This window comes from Olsenella uli, from assembly GCF_901212655.1.
GTDB classification, from domain to species: Bacteria; Actinomycetota; Coriobacteriia; order Coriobacteriales; family Atopobiaceae; genus Parolsenella; species Parolsenella uli_A.
The window spans coordinates 137,148-161,909 of the sequence record NZ_CAAKON010000005.1; the positions used below are offsets into that span (position 1 = coordinate 137,148).

General features: G+C 65.3%; 20 protein-coding genes and 1 tRNA gene. 7 read left to right on the top strand and 14 right to left on the bottom strand.

Annotated features, from left to right (window positions below; translation table 11 throughout):
- Nucleotides 1–259 precede the first annotated feature (259 nt).
- Together EFAMC2_RS01320 and yfcE are read left to right on the top strand one after the other, a co-directional pair.
- Entirely contained in the window at nucleotides 260–1,585 is a 1,326-nt protein-coding gene (locus EFAMC2_RS01320) for an amidohydrolase (RefSeq protein ID WP_154026218.1), read from the top strand.
- 50 nt (nucleotides 1,586–1,635) lie between these two features.
- Nucleotides 1,636–2,232, top strand: a complete 597-nt coding sequence (yfcE, locus tag EFAMC2_RS01325; RefSeq protein WP_154026220.1) for a phosphodiesterase — start codon at nucleotides 1,636–1,638, stop codon at nucleotides 2,230–2,232.
- Between the two features lie 16 nt (nucleotides 2,233–2,248).
- Here yfcE and metA read toward each other — a convergent pair whose 3' ends face one another.
- Entirely contained in the window at nucleotides 2,249–3,229 is a 981-nt protein-coding gene (metA, locus tag EFAMC2_RS01330) for a homoserine O-succinyltransferase (protein WP_154026222.1), read from the bottom strand.
- Nucleotides 3,230–3,638: 409 nt separating this feature from the next.
- Between metA and EFAMC2_RS01335 the strand changes: the two genes are divergently transcribed.
- From EFAMC2_RS01335 to EFAMC2_RS01345, 3 genes are all read left to right on the top strand, one after another.
- Nucleotides 3,639–4,163: a nitroreductase family protein gene (locus EFAMC2_RS01335; protein WP_154026224.1), complete on the top strand. Its 525-nt coding sequence runs from the start codon at nucleotides 3,639–3,641 to the stop codon at nucleotides 4,161–4,163.
- A 4-nt stretch (nucleotides 4,164–4,167) separates the two neighbouring features.
- Nucleotides 4,168–5,538 carry an alpha/beta fold hydrolase gene (locus EFAMC2_RS01340; protein ID WP_154026226.1) on the top strand — a complete coding sequence of 457 codons (1,371 nt, stop codon included), beginning with the start codon at nucleotides 4,168–4,170 and terminating at the stop codon, nucleotides 5,536–5,538.
- 66 nt (nucleotides 5,539–5,604) lie between these two features.
- The gene (locus EFAMC2_RS01345; protein ID WP_154026228.1) at nucleotides 5,605–6,873 is read left to right on the top strand and encodes a DEAD/DEAH box helicase; all 1,269 of its coding nucleotides are present in this window, start codon (nucleotides 5,605–5,607) and stop codon (nucleotides 6,871–6,873) included.
- A gap of 114 nt (nucleotides 6,874–6,987) precedes the next feature.
- Here the strand turns inward: EFAMC2_RS01345 and EFAMC2_RS01350 are convergent, their stop codons facing one another.
- The 9 genes from EFAMC2_RS01350 to EFAMC2_RS01390 all read right to left on the bottom strand — a co-directional run bounded on the left by EFAMC2_RS01350 (nucleotide 6,988) and on the right by EFAMC2_RS01390 (nucleotide 16,510).
- Entirely contained in the window at nucleotides 6,988–7,914 is a 927-nt protein-coding gene (locus EFAMC2_RS01350; RefSeq protein WP_154026230.1) for a transketolase family protein, read from the bottom strand.
- Nucleotides 7,907–8,803, bottom strand: coding sequence for a transketolase (locus EFAMC2_RS01355; protein ID WP_154026232.1), 897 nt, complete (start codon nucleotides 8,801–8,803; stop codon nucleotides 7,907–7,909). Before EFAMC2_RS01355 ends, EFAMC2_RS01350 begins: the two co-directional genes overlap by 8 nt.
- A gap of 245 nt (nucleotides 8,804–9,048) precedes the next feature.
- Nucleotides 9,049–9,732, bottom strand: coding sequence for a transaldolase family protein (locus EFAMC2_RS01360; RefSeq protein WP_154026234.1), 684 nt, complete (start codon nucleotides 9,730–9,732; stop codon nucleotides 9,049–9,051).
- Between the two features lie 191 nt (nucleotides 9,733–9,923).
- Nucleotides 9,924–10,451, bottom strand: coding sequence for a nucleoside deaminase (locus tag EFAMC2_RS01365; protein ID WP_154026236.1), 528 nt, complete (start codon nucleotides 10,449–10,451; stop codon nucleotides 9,924–9,926).
- Nucleotides 10,452–10,499: 48 nt separating this feature from the next.
- A complete protein-coding gene (locus EFAMC2_RS01370; RefSeq protein WP_154026238.1) occupies nucleotides 10,500–11,825 on the bottom strand; it encodes an alkaline phosphatase family protein in 1,326 nt (441 codons plus the stop codon).
- A 170-nt stretch (nucleotides 11,826–11,995) separates the two neighbouring features.
- Nucleotides 11,996–13,333 (bottom strand): ABC transporter substrate-binding protein, encoded by a 1,338-nt coding sequence (locus tag EFAMC2_RS01375; RefSeq protein WP_154026240.1) that lies wholly within the window; start codon nucleotides 13,331–13,333, stop codon nucleotides 11,996–11,998.
- Nucleotides 13,334–13,457: 124 nt separating this feature from the next.
- Entirely contained in the window at nucleotides 13,458–14,447 is a 990-nt protein-coding gene (locus tag EFAMC2_RS01380) for a carbohydrate ABC transporter permease (protein WP_222838495.1), read from the bottom strand.
- Between the two features lie 9 nt (nucleotides 14,448–14,456).
- Complete coding sequence (locus EFAMC2_RS01385; protein WP_222838496.1) at nucleotides 14,457–15,476, bottom strand: carbohydrate ABC transporter permease; 1,020 nt, start codon at nucleotides 15,474–15,476, stop codon at nucleotides 14,457–14,459.
- A complete protein-coding gene (locus tag EFAMC2_RS01390; protein ID WP_154026242.1) occupies nucleotides 15,473–16,510 on the bottom strand; it encodes an ABC transporter ATP-binding protein in 1,038 nt (345 codons plus the stop codon). The genes EFAMC2_RS01385 and EFAMC2_RS01390 overlap by 4 nt, the downstream gene beginning before the upstream one ends.
- Before the next feature lie 602 nt (nucleotides 16,511–17,112).
- On the opposite strand from EFAMC2_RS01390, the gene EFAMC2_RS01395 reads away from it, so the two are divergent.
- Nucleotides 17,113–17,203, top strand: a tRNA-Ser gene (locus EFAMC2_RS01395).
- A gap of 502 nt (nucleotides 17,204–17,705) precedes the next feature.
- Here EFAMC2_RS01395 and EFAMC2_RS01400 read toward each other — a convergent pair.
- Nucleotides 17,706–19,223, bottom strand: coding sequence for an MFS transporter (locus EFAMC2_RS01400; RefSeq protein ID WP_222838497.1), 1,518 nt, complete (start codon nucleotides 19,221–19,223; stop codon nucleotides 17,706–17,708).
- Between the two features lie 137 nt (nucleotides 19,224–19,360).
- Between EFAMC2_RS01400 and EFAMC2_RS01405 the strand changes: the two genes are divergently transcribed.
- A complete protein-coding gene (locus EFAMC2_RS01405) occupies nucleotides 19,361–19,915 on the top strand; it encodes a LemA family protein (RefSeq protein WP_154026244.1) in 555 nt (184 codons plus the stop codon).
- Between the two features lie 355 nt (nucleotides 19,916–20,270).
- Here EFAMC2_RS01405 and EFAMC2_RS01410 read toward each other — a convergent pair whose 3' ends face one another.
- The 3 genes from EFAMC2_RS01410 to EFAMC2_RS01420 all read right to left on the bottom strand — a co-directional run bounded on the left by EFAMC2_RS01410 (nucleotide 20,271) and on the right by EFAMC2_RS01420 (nucleotide 24,498).
- Nucleotides 20,271–20,939, bottom strand: coding sequence for a transaldolase family protein (locus EFAMC2_RS01410; protein WP_154026246.1), 669 nt, complete (start codon nucleotides 20,937–20,939; stop codon nucleotides 20,271–20,273).
- Nucleotides 20,940–21,182: 243 nt separating this feature from the next.
- On the bottom strand, nucleotides 21,183–22,076 hold the full coding sequence (locus tag EFAMC2_RS01415; protein WP_261979967.1) for a glycyl-radical enzyme activating protein: 894 nt from the start codon (nucleotides 22,074–22,076) through the stop codon (nucleotides 21,183–21,185).
- A 103-nt stretch (nucleotides 22,077–22,179) separates the two neighbouring features.
- Nucleotides 22,180–24,498 carry a formate C-acetyltransferase/glycerol dehydratase family glycyl radical enzyme gene (locus EFAMC2_RS01420; protein WP_154026251.1) on the bottom strand — a complete coding sequence of 773 codons (2,319 nt, stop codon included), beginning with the start codon at nucleotides 24,496–24,498 and terminating at the stop codon, nucleotides 22,180–22,182.
- Nucleotides 24,499–24,762 lie beyond the last annotated feature (264 nt).

Here is a 24,762-nt window from a genome sequence, read left to right on the forward strand (position 1 = left end):
GGAAGCCAGGTCTGGTCGCATAGATTACACGCCCGCTCCGCCAACGCCGCGCCCCGCCAGACAACCGTCGAATCGCGCGGCCCCCTTATCCGAGGGCTCCGTCACGCGTAAGATGGCCGAAGCACCTGGCGGGCAAAGGCTCCGCCACTGCCATAAAAAGAACCGCGAGCAGAGATCGGGCCAACTGCCCCGACGAGAAGGCCCACGGCTCGGCAACACAAACATGCAGCGCCCTCACGCGCCCTAGAACGGAGACGCCATGGCAAAGACAGGCCCGTCCGCAACCGCCACGCCGGCCGACCTCGAGCTTCTGACCAAGTTCCGCCGAGACCTGCACGGCATCCCCGAGCTCTCGTTTGACCTCCCCGAAACCGTCGCCTACGTTCGCAGCGTTCTCGACGGCCTCGCCTGCGAGGTCACGAGCCCCTGCGAGTCCTGCGTCTGCGCCTTCTTTGACGTGGACGCCGCCTGCGGCAGGCCTGCCGGCCCCGCCACCGCCATCCGCGCCGACATGGACGCTCTGCCCATCACGGAGCGGAGCGGCGTGGCCTTCCGCTCCACCAAGCCGGGCCACATGCATGCCTGCGGCCACGACGGCCACATGGCCATGGCCCTCGCCGCAGCTTGCTGGGTCGACGAGGAGCTCACCGCAACACGCAAGCGCATCACCGCAGGTCAGCCTGCCGATTGCCCCCTGCCGCGCAACGTCCTGTTCGTTTTCCAGCCCGCCGAGGAAACCACTGGCGGCGCCAAGAACGTCTGCGAGTCTGGCGTGTTCGAGCGCTATCGGGCCGACCGCATCTTTGGCTTCCACGTCTGGCCCGACCTGCCCGCCGGCGTGGTGGCCACGCGCCCCGGCCCGCTGCTGGCGCGCGCAAGCGAGACGACCCTCACGATTAACGGCGTCTCGAGCCACATCGCCAAGGCGGCGAACGGCCGCGACGCCCTGCTCGCAGGCGCGCACTTCCTCACCAAGGTCGAGGCTCTCATGGCCGAGCTTTCGGCCGAGGAACCCTGCCTGCTCAAGTTCGGCCACATGACGAGCGGCACCGTCCGCAACGCCATCAGCGCCGAGAGCGTCATCGAGGGCAGCCTGCGCGTGTTCTCCGCGAGCATGTTCGACCGCGCGCGCGAGGGCGTGCGCACATGCGCCCAAGAGGCCTGCGACGCCTACGGATGCACCTATGACCTGCACTTTTCTGAGGGTTACCCACCCGTCATCAATGACGAGGCACTCTTTGACCTGGCACGGCACGCACTGGGAGGCATCAACGCGGGCGCCGCGGGGCGCGTGGCGGAGATCGGCGGCTCCGACATCGAGCAGGACGAGGCCGCAGGCGCCGTCCGCATGAGCGGAGACGGCCTCGCCCTCATCCCCAGCCCGTTGCTCATCGCCGAGGACTTCGCCTTCTACCAGCAGCACCTTCCGGGCCTGTTCTTCCTGCTGGGCACGGGCACCGGCATCGCGCTGCACTCGGACAACTTCGTCATGGACGAGCGCATCCTGCTGCGCGGCCTCGCCACGTATCGCGCGTTGCTGCAAACGGCGGCCCCTCGCCCCCGAGACGTAGAATCGAGCCAGTAGGCGCGGCGCCAAATGTCGGCGCGCCGCCCACCAACGACCCGGAGGTCTTCATGAAGTTCCTCATCGCAAGCGACATTCACGGCTCGGCCACCTGGTGCCGCCGCCTCATGGACGCACTCGACCGCGAGCAGCCCGATCGCGTCCTGCTGCTGGGCGACCTGCTCTACCACGGCCCGCGCAACGACCTGCCCGGGGGCTACGCGCCCAAGGAGGTCATCGCCATGCTCAATCCGCTCGCGTCGCAGGTCATCGCCGTGTGCGGCAACTGTGAGGCCGAGGTTGACCAGATGGTCCTGGACTTCCCCTGCATGGCCGACTTCACCACCGTGTTTGACTCCACGGCCACGCTGACGGCAGACGGCTCCCCCGCCGAAGCGCCCGCAGCCCCCGGCCGCGAGCTCTTCCTCACGCACGGCCACGTCTACGGCGCCGGCTTCCACAACAGCGTGGACAACCTGCCCGAACTGCCCGAAGGCTCCATCCTCCTCTACGGTCACACGCACAAGAAGGTGAGCGAGCCGGCACCCACGCACCCGGGCGTCTGGGCGTTCAATCCCGGCAGCGTTTCCATCCCCAAGGACGGAACCCACAGCTACGGCATCTACGAGAACGGCGCGGTGCGCTTCGTAGGGCTTTCGGCCGAGTAGCCGCCGCGCAAGCCGCCTAGAACTTGCTCGGGGCGCCATCCTCATTCAGCAGGCTGGCGGCGTTCTCGCGCAGCTCCGCGATGATCTTGGGGATGTCCTCGCGCTCGTAGCTCGACGTCTGGTACAGGTAGTTGAGCCAGTTGCGATAAAGCAGGTTGGCGTGCGCGCGCCAGGTGAACAGCGGCTGCTTCTCGGGGTTGTCGTCCGGGAAGTAGTTCACCGGCATCTGGATGGGAAGCCCGGCGTGGAAGTCGCGCCAGTACTCCTGCGCCAGCGTATCGCGGCCATACTCGAAATGGCCGAGCGCGTAGATCTCGCGGAAGTCGTGCGTGGCCACCAGCGCCGGGCCGCTCTCAAACCCGCGCGAGAGCACCTGCAGCGTGGGGTCGGCGTCGATCTGGTTGGCATCGGGCGCGGCGTGCCGGCTGTGCGGCATGTTGTGCACCTCGTCGAAGCCGTTGGTGAGGAAGTTGTACTCGTCGCACAGCTTCTGCGGGAAGATGCCAAACAGCTTGGACCCCAACAGGCGCTTGCGGATGCCGTGCAGGTGATAGAGACCCGCGAACGCGCCCCAGCATAGGAACATCGTGGAAAGCACGTGCTCCTTGGCCCAGTCCATAATCTCGACAAGCTCGTCCCAGTAGTCAACGTCCTCGAACGGCATCTGCTCCACCGGCGCACCCGTGATAATCAGGCCGTCGTATACGTTGTTGTGCAGGGACTCGAACGTGTCATAGAACTTCACGAGGTGGTCGACCGCGTGCGTGGCCTCGTGGCTCGACACGCGCATGAAGTCCACGCTCACCTGCAGCGGGCTTTTGGAGATGAGGCGCAGGATCTGGGTCTCCGTCTCCACCTTGGTGGGCATGAGGTTGAGCAGGACCACGTTGAGCGGACGAATCTGCTGGTTCTTGGCCACGTCCTCCTCGAGCGCATAGATGCGCTCCTGCTGGAGGATTTCCTTGGCCGGCAGGCCGTCGGGGATGTTGATGGGCATTGCGGGTACCTTTCTGCGACGCCGCGCGCGGCAGATGGAACCCCGCGGGAGCCGATGCGCCGGACGGTCTACCGCCAGCAACGAGCGTACGGGTCAAGATGGTACCGTAGCCCGGGCTAAGCTGCGCCGCATTTCGGGTGAGCGGCAGGGCGATGGGACGAACCAGAGGCTGGAGGCGGGACGGCGTCGTCTGCCGATTACATCGATTGGCTCCACTGCCCGCCCGATTACCCGCGCCATCGGCCGCCTGGCCGCCCACGCCGAAGCCACCCCCTCTTCCGCACCGCCCGACTCCGTTACCAGTCCAGCCCGCCCGCAGACCATCGGACCCTCCCGCCGCGCCACGGCAAACGACGCGCAACCGCGGGGGTATAAAGATGCCCGATTGGCAACCGTGAAAGGAGCACGCATGAACCAGGTTGTCGAGGCCCTCAAGAATCGCCGCAGCTGCAGGAAGTACACGGACCGCCAGGTTGACCCGGAGGCGCTGGCCCAGATCGTCGAGGCCGGCGAGTGGGCGGCGAGCGGCATGGGCCAGCAGGCCACGCACCTCGTCGTGGTGCAGGACCCGGATGACGTCTCCCAGCTCAGCCGCATGAACGCCCAGATCATGGGCACCACGAGCGACCCGTTCTACGGCGCGCCCACCGTGGTTGTGGTCCTGGCAGACCCGGAACGACCCACCTGCGTGGAGGACGGCTCGCTCGTCATCGGCAACCTCATGAACGCGGCGCAAGCGCTGGGCGTGGCCTCGTGCTGGATTCACCGCGCCCACGAGGAGTTCGAGAGCGAGGAGGGCAAGGCGCTGCTGGCCAAGTGGGGCGTCGAGGGCACGTGGCGCGGCGTTGGCCATTGCATCCTGGGCTACGCCGCAGAGGGCGGCGAGGCACCTGCGCAGGAGCGCAAGCCAGGTCGCGTCACCTACGCGAGGTAGTGCGATGGCCTTACTCACCAGCTATTACCTGCCGGGTCTTCATGTTGAGGACCACTCCATCGACGTGCCGCTCGACTGGCGCGGCACCGAGCCCGAGCGCGCTGCCGCCGAGGGCCTGCCCGCGGGCGAGTGCATCAAGCTCTTCTACCGCATCGTCTGTGCGCCCGAGAACGTGGGCCGCGACCTGCCACTGCTCGTCTTCTTCCAGGGCGGCCCGGGCGGCCAGGGGCCGCGCCTTCTCTCGCCCACGTCCGACGGCTGGGTTGAGGAGGCCGTGAAGCACTTCCGCATCATCCTGCCCGACCAGCGTGGCACCGGCCGCAGCAGCCACGTGAGCCGCCACTCGCTTGCCGCGCGCGGCAGGGGCCGCGATCAAGCAGAGTTCCTCAAGCGCTTCCTTGCCCGCTCGATCGTCCGCGACTTCGAGTACCTGCGCCTCACGGAGTTTGGCGGCCGGGCGTGGACCACGCTCGGCCAGAGCTATGGCGGCTTCCTCACCCTCACCTATCTGAGCTTTTATCCCGAGGGCGCGGCGGCAAGCTTCACCTGCGGCGGCATTCCGCACGTGCCCGCCAGCGCCCGCGAGGTGTACGCGCACACGTTTCCGCGCATGCTCGCCAAAACGCGTGCCTACTACGAGCGCTATCCAGAGGATGCCGTTCGCGTTGCCGCCATTGCAGACCGCCTTGCGGCCGGCGACGTATGCCTGCCCAACGGCAGCCCCCTCACGGCGCGCCGCTTGCAGGCGCTGGGCAGCGGCCTGGGCATGAAGCCCGCACAAGAACGCCTGCACAACCTGTTCGACACGGCATTCGGGGAGGACGACGGCTCGTCGTCTTCCATGGACGGCCAGCTTACGGACGGTTTCCTCATGGCGGCGCTCCAGAACCTCAGCACCGCCGGCAATCCACTCTATTGGACGCTCCAAGAGTTCATCTACGCAGACGGCACGCTTGAGCAGCCAATTCGCTGGGCAGCCGCGCACGAGTACGCTAGCCGCCCCGAGTTCTCCGCAGACACCCGCCCGCTCATGCTCACCGGCGAGGCCTGCTTCCCCTGGACCTTCGAGGACGACCCGCTGCTCGCGCCCTTCAAGCCGGCGATGGACCTGCTCATGGAGGACACGGAGTTCGACTCCATCTACGACGCCAAGCAGCTCGCCGCAAACGAAGTTCCGCTGCAGGCGGCCGTCTACCACGACGACCTCTACGTGGACCGCGACCTCTCGCTCGACACCCTGAGCAGGATTGGCCACAGCCACGCCTGGGTCACAAACGAGTTCGAGCACGACGGCCTGCACGGCAGCGCCGTGTTCCGGCACATCTTCCAGGAAGCTCTCAACCGCGGCGACCTCGAGCGCGCCCTGCAGGCATAGGCCTGCCGAACTCCGCAGGCCGCGCCCACGTTGTGAAACCCGAGCGTATGCGGCATACTTGCAGCTATGACTACTTCATTTGCCGAGCTCGGGCTTAACGAGCAGATACTTGCCGGGGTCGATTCCCTCGGCTTCACCGAACCAACCCCCGTGCAGGCCCGCGCCATTCCCGCGGTGCTCGAAGGCAAGGATGTCCTCGCCAGCGCCCAGACCGGCACCGGCAAGACCTGCGCCTTCACGCTGCCCACGCTGCAGCGCATCGCCGAGGCGGGCAAGGAGGCCAAGTCCAAGAAGCCCCTCGCCCTCGTCATCACGCCAACGCGCGAGCTGGCGAGCCAGATCGAGGACGTCACGAAGGAGGTCTGCGCCCAAACCGGCCAGTCCACCGTCGTGGTCATGGGCGGCGCCAAGTTCGACCGCCAGATCAAGGCGCTCGAGAGAGGATGCGACCTGCTCGTGGCCACCCCGGGCCGCCTCATCGACCTCATGGAGCACAACCACGTGAACCTCTCGCAGGTGCAGGTGCTCGTGCTTGACGAGGCCGACCGCATGCTGGACATGGGCTTCTGGCCCAGCGTGCGCCGCATCGTCTCGGCCTGCCCGGACAAACGCCAGACGCTGCTGTTCTCAGCCACCATCCCGTCCAGCATCAAGGGCACGGTGGACGCCATGTTGCCCGACCCCGTCGTCATCGAGATAGCTCGCGTGGGCGAGACGGCATCAACGGTGGAGGAGCACCTCTGCCCCGTCACCCAGGGCGACAAGATCTCACTGCTCGAGACCCTCATCAAGCGTGAGCAGTTCGAGCGCGTCCTCGTCTTCTGCCGCACGAAGATGCGCGTAGACGGCGTGTGCAAGACGCTCAAGGACGCCAGCCTCAAGGTCGACGTCATGCACGCAGACCGTCCGCAGAAGGCACGCGAGCGCGCGCTCGAGAAGTTCCGCTCCGGAAAGGTGCAGGTGCTCGTGGCCACCGATGTCATGAGCCGCGGCATCGACGTCTCCGGCATCGACGCGGTGGTGAACTTCGACGTGCCGATGGACCCCGAGGACTACGTGCACCGCATCGGCCGCACCGGCCGCGCGGGCGCCACGGGCCAGGCGTACACGTTCATGGCGCCGGACGAGGTGAGCCCGCTGCGCGAGATCGAGTACTTCACCAAGAAGCTCGTGCCATGCTGGGACCTCGAGGGATTCTCGTATGCCGAGGGCCGCATCGTGCCCAACGAGCACCGAAGCGCGAGCAAGCCCATGCGTAGCCTCTTCAGCGGTTCGCGCTCCCGCGGGCGCGGCTTTGGCGGTCCCCGCGGTGGCAGGTACGGTCGCCACTTCTAGGACGAGACAGGCACCAGCCGAAGATCATCCGACCTCACACAGGACAATACGCATGCGAACGGCCCGACACCCACGAAAGGAATGCCGGGCCGTTTGTGGTAATGAGGCGGCGCCCTACGCGAGCAGGCCCTCCACAGCGGCCACGATGCCGGCGGCATCCAGCCCGAAGTGAGCGATAAGCTCGTCGCCCGGGGCACTGGTGCCAAACCCGCGCATGCCCACGAACGCCTGCGGCGTGGGGCACTTCTCAGCCAGAAGCTCGGCCACGGCAGAGCCCATGCCGCCATAGACCATGTGCTCCTCGCAGGTCACGATGTGTCCCGTCTTGGCAACGCTGCCAAGAATGACGTCCTCCGCGAGCGGCTTCACGCTGAAGACGTCGATGACCTCGGCAGAAATGCCCTTCTCGGCCAGCAGGTCTGCCGCGGCGTTGGCCTGGGCAACCTCGACGCCACAGGCGGCGATGGTCACGTCCGTGCCCTCGCGCAGCACGCCGGCATACGGCAGGCCACCCTCGAACGTCTCGTCGTAGACCTCGGGCACCTTGTGGCGACCCATACGCACGTAGACGGGACCATCCGTCTCGGCCGCGATGCGGATGGCGGCCTTGGCGGCACGATAGTCCGCCGGCACCAGCACGCGCATGCCGGGCAGCGCGCGCATCATGCCAATGTCCTCGAGCATCTGGTGCGTGGCGCCGTCCTCGCCCACCGTAACGCCGGCATGCGTGGGGCAAATCTTCACGTTGAGGCCGGCGTCGCACACGGTGTTGCGAATCTGGTCATAGCAGCGGCCAACGCCGAACACAGCGAACGACGCGGTAAACGCCACGCGGCCGGTGAGCGAGAGGCCCGCGGCCACGCCCACCATGTCCTGCTCGGCGATGCCCACGTCCACGAAGCGGTCCGGGTACTTGGCGCCCAGCTTGTTGAGCGTGGTGGAGCCGGCAAGGTCCGCGTCCACGGCAGCGACGTTCACGCCCTCCTCGACGAGCTCCAGCAGCGTCTCGCCAAAGGCCTCACGGGTAGCCCTGTTAGCCATTGTTGACCTCCTTCTCGAGACGCTCGTGCTCGGCGGCGAGCTCCGCCAGCGCAACCTCGGCCTGCTCGGCGCTCGGCGCCTTGCCGTGCCAGCCCACCTGATCCTCCATGAAAGAGACGCCCTTGCCCTTGATGGTCTCGCAGATGATGACGGACGGCTTCTCGGAGCCGATGTTGCCCTTGGCCCACGCGATGGCATCGAGCACGGCGGGGATGTCGTGGCCGTTCACGCGCTTGACGTTCCAGCCAAAGGCGGCAAACTTCGCGTCGATGTCGCCCAGCGAGCAGACGTCGGTGACGTGGCCGTCAATCTGCAGGTTGTTGAGGTCGAGGAACGCAACGAGGTTGTCCAGCTTGCGGGCGGCCGCAAACATCATGGCCTCCCAGTTGGAGCCCTCCTGCATCTCGCCGTCGCCGAGGACGCAGAAGACGCGGCGCTTGTCGGCGGCCTCGCGGTCGTCAATCTGGAGGCCCAGCGCTACGCCGGCGGAGACGGAGAGGCCCTGGCCCAGCGAGCCAGAACAAATCTCGAGGAAGGGTAGGGCGTGGCAGTCTGGGTGGCCCTGGAGCTTGCTGCCCAGCTGGCGCAGCGTGGGGATGTCCTCGTCCGCAACCCAACCCAGCTGGTGGAACACGGCGTAGAGCACCGGCGCGGCGTGACCCTTGGAGAGGAAGAAGCGGTCTGCCGAGTGGTCGTTTGCGTCGGCCTCGTTGTAGGCCATGGCGCCGGAGAACCACAGTGCGCTCATGATGTCGGCGGCCGAGAGCGACCCGCCCGGGTGGCCGGACTTGGCGGCCGTGACCTCACGGATGACGTCCTGGCGCAGCTCGTTGGCGGCAAGCGCCAGGTCTGCCACGGAACGATCCGCAGGTGCCTTCGTTAGGCTCATGCGACTCCTATCCTTGACGAACGCCCCGCAGGTACGGGGCCACGTATGGACATACGTACCGTAGTTTACTGCGCTTTTCTGCGCAGCATGGCCGAATGCGCAGAGACAGAGTGAATCTCACAACCATCTGCGCGAAAAAAGGCCGGCCGAGCGCGGCGTTGCGCGTCCGGCCAGCCGTCCGTTAGCTATTGCGCGTCCGGCCGGCCATCTGTTAGCTATTGCGCGCCCGTCCGGCCGTCTGTTACCTATTGCGCGGCCACGACCTTGGCCCAGTCGGCGGCGAAGCTCTTGAGGCCGGCGTCGGTAAGCGGGTGGTGCACGCACTTCTTGAGCGCGGCGAAGGGCACGGTGGCAATGTCGGCGCCCATGAGCGCAGCCTGCGTCACGTGATGCGGGGTGCGCACGGAGGCGGTGATGATCTCGGGGCCACCTTCGGCATCCCAATAGCCGTAGCTGTAGTTCTTGACGGCACTCACCACGGTCTCGAGCTGATCCAAGCCGTTGTCCCCGATGTCATCGAAGCGGCCGACGAACGGCGAGATGTAGCGGGCGCCGGCGCGGGCGGCAAGCAGGGCCTGGGGCGCAGAGAACACGAGCGTCATGTTGACGCGGACGCCCTCCTTGGCGAGCGCGTGCGTGGCGGGCAGCGATGCCTCGCAGATGGGCAGCTTCACCACGATGTTGGGAGCGAGGGCCGCAAGACGGCGGCCGTCGGCGATCATGTCCTCCGTGGTCTCGGCGACCGACTCGGCAGAGACGGGCAGCCCCTCGCAGGCCCGGCAGATCTTGACCATGTGGTCCTCGAAGTCGGCGAGCTTGCCGCCCGTCTTGGCATAGAGGCTCGGGTTGGTGGTGACACCAGAAAGGATGCCCCAGCTCTCGGCCTCCCGAATCTCGTCAAGGTTGACGGTGTCGATGAAGAACTTCATTCGGTGCCCTCCCCATCTCGGGTAATGTCAGTTCGAATAGCATAGCGCCCGCACAGCGTCCGCAGGTCAGCGCTCGGTCAGCGGCAGCACGATTCGCCACGTGCCGCCGGGGTTGCCCAGTCACGCCCGCCTCGCCCGCCCCCGCTTTTGCGAGCACAAGCCGCAGGTAACGGGTACGCCGGCTCCTCCGCCTACGCCCTCTTCTTGCGCCGCGCCCGGAAGAACTCGCGAAGCATACCCGCGCACTCATCCGCAAGTACGCCCGGCGTCACCTCGAACTCATGGTTAAGCCGCTCGTCGTGGCTTACGTCAAAAAGCGTCCCAAGCGCGCCGCCCTTGGGGTCGGCGGCGCCATAGACGCAGCGGTCGATGCGGGAGTTGACCATGAGCCCCGCGCACATAAGGCACGGTTCGAGCGTCACGTAGACGGTGCAGCCCGTAAGTCGCCAGCGGTCCAAGGCGCGCGCCGCCTCGCACATCGCCGAGAACTCCGCATGCGCCGAGGGGTCGCGGTCGGTCTCGCGCCGGTTGTGGGCGCGGGCGACGACCTCGCCGCCCTCGATGCCACAGACGACGCGGACCCCTCCGCAGCCGTCGGGCTCCTCGCGCTCGAACCTTTCGCCACCAGACACCACCACGGCCCCGATGGGCACCTCGCCCTCGTCCGCCGCCGCGAGGGCCTCATCGAGCGCAAGGCGCATGCAGTCTTCGTCGGTCATGACTCCCCCAGCTTCCGGCCCGGCGCAGGCTGGCCGGCTGAGAGAACGCTACCACACGTCGGGCAGCCGCACGGCACGCGAGCCCGCGACGCGCAGGTCCTCGCCTTCGAGCTCGGACGCGTCAAAGGGAATCCCCGCCGCCGCCATCATCGTCGGAGCCTCGTCCACGAGACGCGCGCCGGCGAAACGACCGGGCTCGATTCCCGGCCCCGCGATCACAAAGGGCGGCTTGTCTCCGCGATACGGCAGGTGACCGTGGGTGGAGACCGCGTACTTGTAATCGGCGCTGCCGGCGGGCGTCACGAGTTCGCCCGTACAGTCTCCGCCGATGCCGTAGTTGGGGGCGGCCTCGACCATCAGCGCGAAGGCGCCGTCTGTGTGGAACTTCTCCAGCACCTCGTCGTGCGTGAAGACGTCCTGGATCAGGTCCTGCTCCACAAGCGGGCGCAGCGCCGCCTCGGCGGCATCGAGCACGCCGGCGTCGCGGACGAAGAGCTGGCCGCTCACGCCCGAGCTCTGCATATAGGCGCGCCACCCACTCACGCGGCCGTTCTCGTCCACATCGAGCAGACCGGCTTTCGCCAGCAAAACGTTGGGGCTCAGCTTGTAGTCGATGCGCAGGTGGCCATGGTCGCCCAGGATCACGAACACGGTGTCGTCGTAGGTCCCCGCGTCCTTCATGGCCTGAATGCAGCGACACAGCCAGCCGTCGTGGGCGCGCAGGGCGTCCTGCACCTCGGGCGCCAGCACGCCGTGGGCGTGGCGCGCGTGGTCGAGGTGGGCCTGGTGCGTAAACATCACGTTGGGGCGCATCTCGCGGAGAATGTCCTCGTTGCACGCGGTGTCGAACTCGTCGAGCTCGGGCGTGTGGTTGTTGGCCAGCAGGCCGCGATGGCGACGGAAAAGCTCGTAGCCCATGGGCGAGCAGCCGCGGGCGTAGATCTTGTCGAGCTCCTCGTCCTGCTTCTCGCCCGGCTCCTGAGCCTCGGGGTCGACCGTCCAGACCTCCGGCACGTTGCAGTCGATGGCCGCGGAGCCCGCCGTCACCGGCCAGCCGGTCGAGGCCGTGGAAAGCCCTGCGCGCTTGGCCCAGTCAAAGACCGTCGGGACCTTCAGGCTCGCGTAGTCCCAATACCAGTTGCGGTCCTCGATGGTGGGGTCGATGATCTGGTTGTGAGGCACGCCGTGGCGCCCGGGCCAGCAGCCGCTCATGATCGTGGCGTGGCACACATAGGTGAGCGTGGGGTACACGCAGTAGACGTTCTCGTAAATCGCCGCGCGCGAGAGGACCTGCGAGAAACCGGGAAGCTTCTCCACATCGGGCAGGTTGTCGGTGAACAGCGCGTCGACGCTCATGACGAACAGGTTGTGCATGATGCCTCCTGGGAAATGGATGGGCCCGCCGCCAATCGTGGCGACGGGCCCGGGAGACGGCCCGCGGCACCGGGGCCTCGGATTGGTTGACGGGACAGTAGCGGCACCGGGACGCCCAGCGGCGGCAGGGCCGCACGCACCAGCCGGGACCGTGGCGCCGGAACCAGCGCTTAGTTGCCCGCGAGCACCGGATCGGCCTTGGCCTTGGCGTCGTCGAGGATAGACTGGATCTGGTCGGCCGAGCTGCCCATGGCCTTCTCGATGGCGTCGGTGTAGTCCTTGGACGCCTCGGCGTAGCCGGCGTTCATGTAGTCGCCGATGGCGTACTGCATCTGGTCGAACGCCACCTGGTACTCGGGGGTCTTGGCGTAGGCCTCCTTGATGCGGTCATCGTCCTTGTCGGACTGGCGGGTGAGCAGATAGCCGGTCTTGAGGTGGTTCTTGACGGCGGCGTCCCTGCTCGTCATGAAGTTGATGAACTCGCCAGCGGCGGAGCGGCGGTCGTCCTGCAGGCGGGATGTCATAACGAGGTTGCAGCCGCCCGTCGGCACCTTGTTCTGGACGTTCTTCGGGATGAAGCCGACACCGATCTCATAGCCGCCCTGATTGGCAAGGTCGAGGTAGTTGGTGAGGTCCGCCGTGGAGCTCACCCACATGGCGACCTTCTGGTTGGCGGCGTTGGTCTTGAGCGTGTCGGAGCCGTTGGAGCCGCCCGCGAACGCGAAGTTGTGGTTGTCGACGCCGTCCTTGAGCCACTTCGCCATCTCGACGGCGGGCGCCTCATTGAACGTGCAGGTCTTGGCGGAGAGGTCGTCGCCGAAGGGCGCGCCGCCGTTGCAGTAGTTGAGCGCCGTGAGCATCCAGATGTAGGAGTAGAACCCAAAGCCGCCCACGCCCATGGACTTGAGCGCGTCGGAAGCCCTCACCATATCGTCCCAGGTGGCAGGGACCGTGTTGGAGTCGAGGCCGGCCTTTTCAAACAGGCTCTTGTTGTAGTAGAGCACCGGCGTGGAGCGCAGGTACGGAACGCCGTAGAGATCCCCGTTGACCTTGCAGTTGTCCATGAGGCCGGGCCAGAAGTCGGAGACGTCCGAGGCGTCGATGAGGTCGTCGACCTTCTGGATCATGCCGCCGTCCGCGAAGGCCTGCGTGGAGTTGATGACCATGACGGAGACATCGGGCTCCTCGTTGGCGGTGAAGGCGGTCTTGAGCTTGGCGTTGAGGTCGTCGTAGCTGCCCTGGTACTCGGCCGTGACGTGAATGCCCTTATCCCTGCCCACGGAGTCGTTGAACTCCTTGACGCGCTCCTCGTTGTTCTCCTTAATCTTGTCGGTCCAGCAGTACCAGTACTTGAGCTCGATGGTGCCGTCGGAGCTCGCCTGGGTGGCGGAGCCGTTGTTGGCGGCCGTGGGCGCGGAGACATTTCCACACCCCGTCAGCCCAGCGGTCAGCGCGCCAGCGCCGAGGAGCGAATTGAGGAGGAACTGCCTACGGGTGAAAGTGCGCATCTCTGTAAGTCCTTTCGTTTGGACTGGACGATGGAATGAGTCGGCGGCTGTCGGCGTCGAGCGGACGGCGGCGGGCCGCCGCCAGGAAAGCCGCGATGGCGCGGCCGCCGCGGGAAGGGGCGGGCTACTTATCGCCGATGTAGGTAAAGGCCTTGATGATGTGTTTGTTGGCGAAGAGGTAGACCACCATGATCGGCAGGGTGAGGACCACGTTTGCCGCCATCAGGATCTGGTAGTTGATGCCGGATTCGCTGGCGCGCATGCTCGCCACGCCGACGGGCAGCGTGCGCACCGTGTCGTTGGTGGTAAGGACGAGAGGCCAGAAGTAGTCGTTCCATGTATTGATGAACGTCAACAAAGCGCAGGTCACGATGGTCGCTTTGGCCATCGGCAAAAAGAGCTTCACCACAATCTTGAGCTCGCTCGCGCCGTCGAGCCGAGCCGCCTCGACAAGCTCACGCGGCATCTGGTTGAACGTCTGGCGCAGCATGAAGATGTTGAATGCGCTTGTGGCGAACGGCAGGATGAGCGACCAATACGTGTTGATCATGCCCCACTGGGCGAAGCGGATGAACAGCGGAAGGAACACGAGCTGTGCCGGCACCATCATGGTGACGAGCGTAACGCCGAACAGGGCTCCCCTACCCCAAAACTTGTACTGGGAGAACGCGTAGGCTGCCGGAACCACGGTCACGAACTGCATCACCAGGACCGCGAGCGTCACCACGAGCGAGTTCACGATGTACTTGCCGAAGGGGATGGAGTTCCACGCCTGGTTGTAGTTCTGCCACTGCGGGCTCGCCGGGAACAGCGACGGCGGGAACGACATCGTTTCCCCGAGCGTCTTGAGGGAGCTGGAGACCATCCACAGGAACGGGAAGAAGAACGCGAGCACAAGCAGGGCGTTCACGCCCCAGCGAACCACGCGGGCGACGGAGCGCATTACGCGGCGGCGCCCCTTGATTCGCTCGTAACGCGCGGCGACGTCGGCGTCCGCCTGAAGCTCGGACACACGCCGCTCATGCTCGTCAAACGGAGTGTGCCCCTCGTTGAGACTCGAAGCATGACTCTCGTTGAGATTCGGGGTATCCCCCTCGTTGGGATTTCGATCCATGCCTTCCCCCTAGCGATAGTGGACGCGGTTGGCGAGCAGGCGGAAGTACACGGCCGCGAAGATGGCGATGAGCACGAGCAGCACCACGCCGATGGCGGCCGCATAGCCAACCTGGTTGAACTGGAAACCGTACTGGTACAGGGAAAATACGAGCGTGTTGGTGGCGTTCTGGGGACCGCCGAGCGTCATGATCTGAATGGTCTCGAAGACCTTGAGCGATGCGATGACATCCACGATCACCAGGAAGAAGAGGGTCGGCGAGATCATCGGCAGCGTGATGCGCCGGAAGGTGGTCCAAGTGTCGGCACGGTCGAGGCGCGCAGCCTCGTAGAGATGCTCCGGGATGCCTTGGATGGCGGAGACGAGGATCAGGGCGTCGTAGCCCACGCTCTTCCACACCGAGATGAGGATGAGCGACGGCAGGGCCACGTGCGTGTCTCCCAGCCAGTCCACCGGCTGGATGCCGAACAGCCCCACGATGCTGTTGAGCAGGCCATAGTCCTTGTTCATGATCCACATCCACAGCAGGGCAACCGAAGCCAGGCTCACGACGTACGGCGAGAAGATGACGGCCTGGAGAAAACCGTTGGTGCGGGTTCGCGCTTTGAGGTAGACGGCCACGAGCAGTCCCAGACCCACGCCGAGGCCCACCACGAACACCGTGTAGATGACGGTGTTGAGGAAGGTCTGCCAGAACTCGGGATCTGCAAAGAGCGCCTGGAAGTTGCCGAGCCCCACCCACTTCATCGTGGGCGAGATGAGGTCCCACTTGAACATGGAGAGGTAACCCATGTTGAAGATCGGCATGATCCAAAAAACGGCGAGCACGATGATGGCGGGCGCGATGCAGAGATAGGGCTTGGCCATCGTGAAGATGGGGCTGTGGCGGCGCCTGGGCGCAGGGGTCGGGGCATCTGCCCGGGCACTCGCGTTCGCGGCCCCGGTCTCGAGGACGCCTTGCTTGCCGGAATTCGCTCCGCTGCCGGACGCGGTCGCCCCCTTGCCGGCCGCGGACTCTCGCGCACTCATAGCCTCACCCGCTTTTCGTCCGCGCCGAAGAGGTAGAGCGAGGAACGGTCGACCGTAAGGGTCACCGTCTCGCCCACTTCTACTTGCGGTTGATTGAACGTTTTAAATGACACGCGGCCAAACGAGGCGTCGAGCTGGTAGATGATCTCGCTGCCCATGATTTCGCGGATGGCGACTTTGCCCTCGAAGGTGAGGGAGCTTACGGGCGGCACCTCGCCGGGCGCCACAAGCAGGGCACGCGACGGACGGAAGCCGCACCAGGCAACCCCCTGCGGAAGGCCGATGTCGGGCAGCTTCGACGCCTCGAAGACGTTCATCGTCGGCGTGCCGATGAACTGCGCCGTGAACTTGTTGACCGGGTCGTTGTAAATCTTGATGGGGGCGTCGGCCTGCTGGATCTTGCCGCCGTTGATGAGCACGATCTCGGTCGCCATGCTCATGGCCTCGGTTTGGTCGTGCGTCACGTAGACGAACGTGGTGCCGAGCCGCTGGTGCAGCGCGATGAGCTCCGTGCGCATCTGCGTGCGCAGCTTCGCGTCGAGGTTGGAGAGCGGCTCATCCATGAGGAAGACCTTCGGCTGCTTCACCATGGCGCGGGCGAGGGCCACGCGCTGGCGCTGGCCGCCGGAGAGCTGGCTCGGCATGCGGTCGAGGTAGTCCGCGAGACCCACGACCTTGGAGAACTCCGCGATGCGCCGGTCGCGCTCGGCCTTGGGGACCTTTGCGTTGATGAGGCCGAACTCGATGTTGTCCCGCACGCTCATCGTCGGGTAGAGCGCGTAGTTCTGGAACACCATGGCGATGTTTCGGTCGCCCGGGTCGACGTCGTTCATGCGGACGCCGTCTATGAGCAGCTCGCCCGAGCTTATGTCTTCCAGCCCCGCGATCATGCGGAGCGTGGTGGTCTTGCCACAGCCGGAGGGCCCGACGAGCACGGTGAAGCTTCCTTCGTCAATCGTGAGGTTCATGTCCTCGATGATGGTCACTTTGTTCTCGTACGTCTTCCTGACGTGGCGTAGTTCGATGCTCGACACTACGTCTTCCCCTCTCCCGCGCCTTGCGCCACCCCGGCGCACGCGGCGCGATTGTGCGATGTCGGCGCGCGTCGTTCGGCGGGCGGCTTTGCCTGGGGGGCCGCCCGATGCGCGGCCTTGTCCGGCGCATGTCGTCCGGGACCATGGGACCGTTCGATGCATGCCGCCCGGTGATTGGCCTTGTTCAGTCCGCACCCGCCCGATGCGTTGCTTCGTCTAATTGTTGGGGCGCCGTGTTATGGGAGGGAAATGGGGAGACACATGCCGAAGGCAGCATCTCGTCATGGGGGCAGCCGCATGCCGCAAGGTTTCGTAAACGATTGGCGGAACGCGTAAAGGAGCTGCAAGCGATAGAGACACGGCCGGCTTCTCGGCTATCATGTCTCCCCGCCTTTCGTTCCGGATGTGGCGAGCGCGGCTGGACGGCACGAGCGAGAGCTGGCGCGGCAGCCAGCGCGAACGGAAACCAGCGCATACGTACGGCGCGAACGGATACCGGCGCGCCCATATGGCGCAAGCGGATTGGCTCGTCCGGTCTGTCGCCCGGACGAAAGTCGGGTAGGATAGACGAGTCATCACGCACGTCTGCGTGTCGGCCATTCGGAGGAGTGGCAGAGCGGTTGAATGCGGCGGTCTTGAAAACCGTTGGGCGACTCGTTCGTCTCGAGAGTTCGAATCTCTCCTCCTCCGCCAGAAAAGACGTGCGGCCCCGTCGGAAAACCCGATGGGGCCGCCTTATTGAGCACGTTTCCCGGTCTTTCGCTTCGACAGTCCATCCCCGCCCTTTGCCTCGCCCTCGCTCCGGCCCTTTGTCCGGCCTCGCTCCGGCCCTTTGCCTGGCTTCTTCCCTTCTTCGCCTTGGCTTTTTCAGGCCCTTTCTGGGCCCTTTCCCAACACCTTGGACTCCCTTGTTTAATTTTTACGAGTGTGAAGCTGATTTTGGGGTCACCCCAAGTAGTAGGCTCCTACGGCCTACGCAAAAGTGCAGGTCAGGGACTTGCCAAGAAAACTCGATACTCAGATGATCCGAAAAAAGCACTTCACAGTCGCATAAATTATACAAGGGGCACTCCGGAAATCGCCACGGGGCGCCCCAAACGCTCGGAACGCGGGGTGACCGACCGCAAAAGCAGCAGGCTCGCAGAAAACGGTGGCCAATCGCCGCGAAGCGTCCAGGCACCGGACGTCGACGCGCCTAGCGGCGCTCCGCCGCACGCTCGAGCTTGCGAACGCGCGCAAAGCGCACGACAGTGCACGCGAACCCAAGGCCCACAACAGCTGCAAGGACGAGGAACACGAGCTCCATAGCGTTGAGAAACACCTCGGGTCGCCCGTCGACGAAATCCGTCACGTGCTGCCCCAACTGGGCGGACATCGACCCGTAGAGCACAGATGTTGCCACCGTAAGGCCTGCCGTCTGGCCAAACGTGCGCGCAAACGCCGCAAAGCCGCCAACCACGCCCAGGTCCTCACGACGCGCAGAGCCCATGATCAACGAGTTGTTGGGCGCATTGAACATGCCGCTGCCCAGGCCATACACCACGAGCGTGATGACGACCTGTGCCATCGGAGACCCCATGCCCCAGATGCTCACGCCCAACTCGCCCAGGCACGCCAGGGCAAGACCCACGCTGGTGGGCAGGTAGCAGCCGATTCGGTCGCTCGCGGCGCCGGCAAGCGGCCCCACCACGCCGGTGATGATGGGGATCACCGTCATGAACAGGCCCGCCTCGCCGGCAGACATGCCGCGCGCGTCCTGGAAGTAGAACGGCAGGACCATGCTCTGCCCACCGATGACAAAGAAGAGAGCAAACATCGTAAACATGTTGAGCAGGAGCGTCTTGTTGCGAAGAATCCCCAGCGGGAACACCGGGTCTGGCGTACGGCGTTCCACCAGCACAAACGCCACGAGCAGCACGAGGCCGGCCACAAGCTGCGCCCACACCAGAACGTCCACGTTCTGCTGCAGCTCCGTGACCGCACTCACCACGAGCATGAGCGAGAGAAAAAGCAGCGCGCTTCCGGGACCGTCGAGCTTGCCGGGGTGCGCCGGCCGACGGTTGGGCAGGATGCGCAGGCCCATCGCGAACAGCACGATGCCAAACGGCACGTTCACGAGGAAAATGCCACCCCACGACGCCACGGTAAGGATGAATCCGCCCAGCGTAGGGCCAATGAGCGAGCCGATGCTTGCCGCCGTGGCAATCCAGCCGAGGGCATGGCCGCGCTCGTTGGAGGGAAACGTCTCGGTGATGATGCCCTGGTTGTTGGAGAATGCGCAGGCCGCACCCAGGCCCTGAACCGCGCGACCGGCGATGCACAGCCCGAGCGACGGCACGATGCCGCACATGAGCGAACCCACCGTGAACAGGGCAACGCCAATCATGAAGATGCGTACCTTGCCGTAGATGTCTCCCAGACGGCCACCAATCAGAATGCCCGCGCACGAAACCAGCAGATACGCCGTGTTGACCCACTGCACATCACCCATGCCGGCTCCAAGCTCGCGCGCCATGACGGGCAGCGCCACGCCCACGATGCTCATGTCGATGCAGACCATGAGCGTCATGATGAGAACGTTGATGAGGATGAGGGTTCGGCGATGCTCGTTGCCGTCACCGCTGCGTGGGATGTACTCGGGGTCGTAGACGCTGGTTGCGGCCCGTGCCGACACGTCCTTGGCTGGCTCCTCGCCCTTGGCTTGTTCGCTCACGTGATACCTCCGATATTTTGACGCGCATACCGTAGTACCGCGAGGCGGCGGGGCGCAAGGGCGAAGGGCGAAAGCAGCGCGTGGGTATACTTCCCCTCAATCGCCGCGGCCGAGCGGCGCAACCGAAGGGAAGCTCCATGGCCATCCTCATCGCCCTCGTCATCGCGGCCATCGTCGTGGCAGCAGCCGTCATATCCGCCTACAACGGGGTCATCACGAAGCGAAACCGCTGCAACAACGCCTGGCAGCAGATTGACGCCCAGCTCCAGCGCCGCAACGACCTCATCCCCAACCTCGTCGAGACCGTGAAGGGCTACGCGGCACACGAGTCCGAGACCATCGCCGCCGTCACCAACGCGCGCGCCGGCATGGCATCCGCGAGCACGCCCGAGGAGAAAGCCGCTGCCGACGGTCAGCTCACCGGCGCGCTTCGCCAGCTCTTTGCCGTTGCCGAGGCATACCCAGACCTCAAGGCAAACGGGAACTTCCAGCAGCTCCAGGCCCAGCTCGAGGAGACCGAGAACAAGGTGACCTACGCGCGCCAGAGCTTCAACGACTGCGTGCTCATGTACAACAACGCCATTCAGACGTTCCCAGGCGTGCTTGTTGCCGGCATCGGCGGCTTTGAGCCCCGTCAGGGCTTCGAGGTCATGGACGCGACGACGCGCCAGGCGCCCGAGGTGAAGTTCTAGTCAAGGGATTGGCGCGGCGCGCGCGGCGCCGCACGTCGCTCGGGTGTAGGCAGGCGACCCCGCACGGCAAGGTGCCGCTGACCCCAGCGCGCCTACCCACGAGGGCCCGCCGAACTTGAGAAGGCCACGGCCAAGCCCAGAGATCCAACGCCCCCCACGTACGAGGCCCGCCACCGAAAAATCAATCCGGAGGCGGGCCCTCGCCTTTTACTCAGCCTGTTTGTGACCCAAGTCTCTGCTCAAATATGCACGCTCGGGCACCGACGCGTCACGCCCAGTGCAGCGCCCAGCGCGAAGCCCCTCGTACCGTACCGCCTTCAGGAAACTTGCAAAAGGGTCTGTCCCCAATCGCAGATTACGCGCGGAGGGTCTTGCGGCCGTAGGCGCGCTCCCAGTTGGCGGTGAACTCCTGCACGGCAATCTCGGTGCCGGGATGGTCGATCATGGCGCGCACGACCTCGGGCGGCACGGTCACGGCCTGGATACCGGCTGCGATGAGCGTGTGCACCTGCTCGACACTCTTGAACGACGCGGCGATGACCTTGCTCTCCAGGCCCTGCACCTCAAGCATCTGAATGAGATCAATGACCTGGCCCAGGCCGTCGCCGTAATTGCACATGCGGTTCACGTACGGGGCGAGATAGTCGGCGCCGTTGAGTGCGGCGAGGAAGGCCTCGTCTGCGGAGTAGATGGCCGTGGCGAGCACGCCCAGACCCTCGGCTTTGGCCGCCTTGATGGTCTTGAGGCCGTTGTGCGTCACCGGAATCTTGACGTAGGTGTTCTCCGGGCGCAGGCCGCAGATGTAGCGAGCCTCCTCGAGCATGCCCTCGAGATCGGTGGAGACGGTCTGAACGAACAGCTTCTGCTCGGGCTTGAGGTAGTCGACGAGCGCAGAGATGACCTCCTCGGGCTGCTTGCCGCTCTTGGTGATGATGGTGGGGTTGGTGGTGACGCCAGCAACGTTGATGAGCTGGTCGAGCTCCTTGATGGCGTCGAGATCGGCAGTGTCGAGAACGAACTCCATGGTGATTCCTTTCCTCTCGAACGACGCGAGCACGCCGTCGCGTTGCGCGAGCTAGGCCCGCATGTCTGCGCGGTCTGCGCCGCGCCTATTCAACATCTTGGCATCCCGGATGCCAGTATAGCTACTTTCGTACACTAGTATTTTGACTTTCGTTCGAAGTTCTTTAAGCAGGCTTCGAATTGTTCGGAACCGGCAGGTTGAAGATGCCTGGCACCCACGGCCGCGTAACCCGCGACCCACACCCTACTCCCCATGCACCACCACCTTGAGGCCCTCGGCCTCGCAGGCAGCCACGGCATGTGCCACATCCGCCTCGCTCAGCTGACGCACGCCCTCACAGGCGTAGCTCTTGCCGAGCGACTCGTACTTACCCTCACCCAACTGGTGAAACGGAAGCACGTCGACGCGAATAATCCCCAGTTCCCGAGCGCGGCGCGCGTTGGCGCGCACGTTCTCGGGGGCATCGGTGTAGTCCGGAATGATCGGCAGGCGCGCCACCACACGGCTCGAAAGCTCCACGCCGGCAGCCGCAAGAGCGCGCAGGTTGGCGTCACGCACGTCCGGGTCCAAGCCACCCGTCACCTCGATGCTCCGGGCTCGGTCGGCAATCTTGAAGTCCACGAGGAACGTGTCGCAGGCGGCAGCCAGCGCCACCGGGTCCGCGAGCGGAACCGCAAGCGTGGTTTCCATCGCTGTATTGACGCCTTGCGCGTGGCAAAGCCCCAGCACGGCCGCAGAAAAGTGCTGACGAGCGGCACCCGACAGACACTCCCCGCCCGAAAGCGTCACCCCGCCGCCACTCTCCTCATAGAAGATGCGGTCACGCAACAGCTCGAAGGCCAGGCTGCTCGCGAGGCGCATGCGCCCGAGTAGCTCTTTGGCCTCGGTGGGGCAAAGCTCGGGAGGCGTGTCACACGGGCAGCCGTTGGCGTCGCGCGCGCCGTCGGCGCGAATTGAGCAGCCGATGCAGAGCCTCTCCTTCCACGACACCTCGGGCGAGAAGCTCAGGTTCTCTGGGTTGCAGCACCAGGGACACCGAAACGGGCAGCCTTTGAGGAAGGCCACCGTGCGAATGCCGCCGCCGTCGTGCAGCGAATACCGCTGCACATTGGTGACGCACTGCGTCAACGTCTCCACGATGTCCTCCTCCCATCATTTCGCCTTCGCCCACAGCGCAACCGCCCGCAACCGACCACCGCGCTCGCCTACAGCGCGCCCGTTTCACCAGCCCCGAGCCCGCCTACAACACGTGCTCGCTGCGGTTGATGATGTCGTCCTGGATCGCCTTCGAGAGCTCCACGAACATGGCACTGTAGCCGGCCACGCGCACCACGAGGTCCTTGTGCTGCTCGGGGTGGGCCTGCGCGCCGAGCAGCGTGGCACGGTCCACCACGTTGAACTGGACGTGCTGGATGCCCAGCCGTGAGAACGCGCGCAGGTACGCCGTGAGCTTCTCGATGCCCAGCTCGCCAGCCAGCGTCGCCGGCGAAAACTTCACGTTGAGCAGCGACCCGTTGGAGTCGAGCACGTTGCAGAGCTTGCTCACGCTGCGAAGGCTCGCCGTGGGGCCGTGCTTGTCGCGGCCAACCATCGGTGACAGGCCGCCGTCGGCCAGCTGCTCGTGGGCAAAGCGGCCGTCGGGCGTGGCGCCGCAGGCGGCACCCAGCGGCACATGCGCGCTCACCGTGTAGCTGCCCGGCTGGAAATGCCCGCCGCGAACGTTCTCGTACTTCTCGACCTCATGGCCGTAGTGCTCGAGGAACCGGCGACCAATCTCGTCGACCTCGTCCACGTCGTTGCCGTACTTGGGGTAGCGGTTCACGAAGGTCTGGCGCAGCACCTCGTCGCCCTCGCCCGTCCAGTTGCGGGCCAGCACCTCCAGCAGCTCGCGGTAGCCGATGCGCGGCTGGACGCGCTCGCCGTCCTCGCCCTCGCCAAAGACGACGCGCTTCATGACCATGAGCGAGTCGGCGAGGTTGGCCGTGCCCACGCCCTGCACGCCGGAGGGATTGTAGCGCGCGCCGGCGCTCGTGATGTCGGCGCCCTTCTCCATGCAGTCGAGCACGAGGGAGCTGAGCAGCGGCGTCGGCGAGGTCTCGCGATGCGCGAGGTCACAGACGTTGCAGCCGCGAACCATGAGTTCAACGTAGGTGTCGATGGTTGTCTCGACGGCCTCCTCGAGCGCCTCGAAGCTCTCGAAGCCCTCCGGGTGCTGCTCGAGCGTGATCTCGAAGCAGCGCACCATATTGAACATGCTGATGTCGTGCAGGCCGTACATGCGGCCGGGGATGGAGAGCTCCACGCAGCCCACCACGGCGTAGTCGCGCGCGTCCTCAACCGAGATGCCACGGCGCAGAAACGCCGGGATGTTCACCTCATCGTTGAAGCACTGGGGGATGCCATCTCCCAGGCGGATGATCTCGCATGCCTTGTCGTAGAGCGCCGTGGGCGTGTCCTTGTGGACGCGCAGAGAGAGGTTGGGCTGTGGCAGGCGCGTGTCGCGCTGAATATCGAGCAGCAGGTAGGAGAGGTCGTTTGAGCATTCGTTGCCGTTCTCGTCCACGCCGCCCACCACGAGGTTGAAGCCGATGGGGAACCCGGCAAAGAACGAGGCGCTCTCCGTGGAGCGGATGGCCACGATCGTGTTGGTCTTGAGGTAGAAGCACTGGATGAGTTCGCGGATGAACTCTGGGCTCTCGCCGGCGGAAACACTGGCCTGGTAGTAGGGCCAGAGGTACTGGTCCATGCGGCCAAGCGAGAGGGAGCTCGCGTTGCTCTCGTGCTGGAGGGCCACCTCCGTGAGCCACACGAGCTGGAGGGCGTCGTAGAGGTCGCGCGCCGGCTCGGTTGCGATGTGGTGCAGCACGTCCTCGAGGTGCGCGAGCTCGATGGCGCGGTGCGGCTCGGCGGCGTCGATGCGGCCGGCAACCAGGCGCTCATAGCGGCGAATGTAGGCGACCATGGCCTCGAGCGTGATGACGGAGGCCTGGTAGAAGAGGTTCTCGGGCGCGGCGGCGAGCTTCTCGCGCGCCTCGCGAAGGATGCTCCCGTAGCCGCGCGTGAGCACGAGCGGGAAGTCGCAGATGATGTGGCCTTGGCCCTTGTCCGTCTGGGCCACGGCGAAGACCTTGGTCTTCTGGGCCTCAAGGACCTCGGGGTCGGCGTGGGCGGTGTACCAGTCGTTGAGCGACTGGCCCTTCCAGAAGGGATAGAGGACATCGCGGTAGTAGGCCTTGTCCTCGTCGGAGATCTCGAAGGTATCCTGCGGCCGCGTGGGGAACTCGTCGAGCTCGTTGAGGATCCAGTACGGGCTCATCTCGGGGGAAAGAACGCCGGCGCGCGGCTTGGCGCTGCGGTTGCCCACGAGCAGGTCGAGGTCATCGAGGACGATCTCGTGGCTCTCGAGCAGGTGGCGGAGCGCCTTGGCGCGACGAATGATGGCCGGCTCGCCCTCGGTCTGCTGGTAGCTCTCCATGTAGAGACGGGCGCGCTCGACGGATACCTGACGCTTCTCCGCGAAGAGGCTGTCTTTGATGGCCTGCGTGCGCTTGGTGAGCATGGCGTCCTCCTTGGACTGCGCGGGGAGCTTGGGCTGCGCGGGAGGCCGCAGGTTGGCACCTCAGCAGAGTGGCGTCCCCGCAGCTTTGCTCCCTTTCCTGGCAGCCTCAGAATATGGGTTGGATTCTTGTTTTACAAGTATTCTTTCTTGTTTTCTATTATTTAGACCTGTGAACGGCATAATTTTGAAGGCAAACGCGATGAATTTGGAGACGCTGACAGCCAAATCTGTCGCCTAGCTGTTTAGTGCCAACAGGTTGTTTAC

Excerpts from the sequence above, each read along its gene's own strand:
- EFAMC2_RS01385 (WP_222838496.1), bottom strand. The coding sequence starts at position 15,476 with ATGAGTGCGCGAGAGTCCGCGGCCGGCAAGGGGGCGACCGCGTCCGGC.
- EFAMC2_RS01410 (WP_154026246.1), bottom strand. The coding sequence starts at position 20,939 with ATGGAGTTCGTTCTCGACACTGCCGATCTCGACGCCATCAAGGAGCTC.
- EFAMC2_RS01365 (WP_154026236.1), bottom strand. The coding sequence starts at position 10,451 with ATGACCGACGAAGACTGCATGCGCCTTGCGCTCGATGAGGCCCTCGCG.
- EFAMC2_RS01350 (WP_154026230.1), bottom strand. The coding sequence starts at position 7,914 with ATGGCTAACAGGGCTACCCGTGAGGCCTTTGGCGAGACGCTGCTGGAG.
- yfcE (WP_154026220.1), top strand. The coding sequence starts at position 1,636 with ATGAAGTTCCTCATCGCAAGCGACATTCACGGCTCGGCCACCTGGTGC.
- EFAMC2_RS01380 (WP_222838495.1), bottom strand. The coding sequence starts at position 14,447 with ATGGATCGAAATCCCAACGAGGGGGATACCCCGAATCTCAACGAGAGT.
- EFAMC2_RS01360 (WP_154026234.1), bottom strand. The coding sequence starts at position 9,732 with ATGAAGTTCTTCATCGACACCGTCAACCTTGACGAGATTCGGGAGGCC.
- EFAMC2_RS01345 (WP_154026228.1), top strand. The coding sequence starts at position 5,605 with ATGACTACTTCATTTGCCGAGCTCGGGCTTAACGAGCAGATACTTGCC.
- EFAMC2_RS01335 (WP_154026224.1), top strand. The coding sequence starts at position 3,639 with ATGAACCAGGTTGTCGAGGCCCTCAAGAATCGCCGCAGCTGCAGGAAG.
- EFAMC2_RS01340 (WP_154026226.1), top strand. The coding sequence starts at position 4,168 with ATGGCCTTACTCACCAGCTATTACCTGCCGGGTCTTCATGTTGAGGAC.
- EFAMC2_RS01375 (WP_154026240.1), bottom strand. The coding sequence starts at position 13,333 with ATGCGCACTTTCACCCGTAGGCAGTTCCTCCTCAATTCGCTCCTCGGC.
- EFAMC2_RS01420 (WP_154026251.1), bottom strand. The coding sequence starts at position 24,498 with ATGCTCACCAAGCGCACGCAGGCCATCAAAGACAGCCTCTTCGCGGAG.
- EFAMC2_RS01370 (WP_154026238.1), bottom strand. The coding sequence starts at position 11,825 with ATGCACAACCTGTTCGTCATGAGCGTCGACGCGCTGTTCACCGACAAC.
- EFAMC2_RS01405 (WP_154026244.1), top strand. The coding sequence starts at position 19,361 with ATGGCCATCCTCATCGCCCTCGTCATCGCGGCCATCGTCGTGGCAGCA.
- metA (WP_154026222.1), bottom strand. The coding sequence starts at position 3,229 with ATGCCCATCAACATCCCCGACGGCCTGCCGGCCAAGGAAATCCTCCAG.
- EFAMC2_RS01355 (WP_154026232.1), bottom strand. The coding sequence starts at position 8,803 with ATGAGCCTAACGAAGGCACCTGCGGATCGTTCCGTGGCAGACCTGGCG.
- EFAMC2_RS01320 (WP_154026218.1), top strand. The coding sequence starts at position 260 with ATGGCAAAGACAGGCCCGTCCGCAACCGCCACGCCGGCCGACCTCGAG.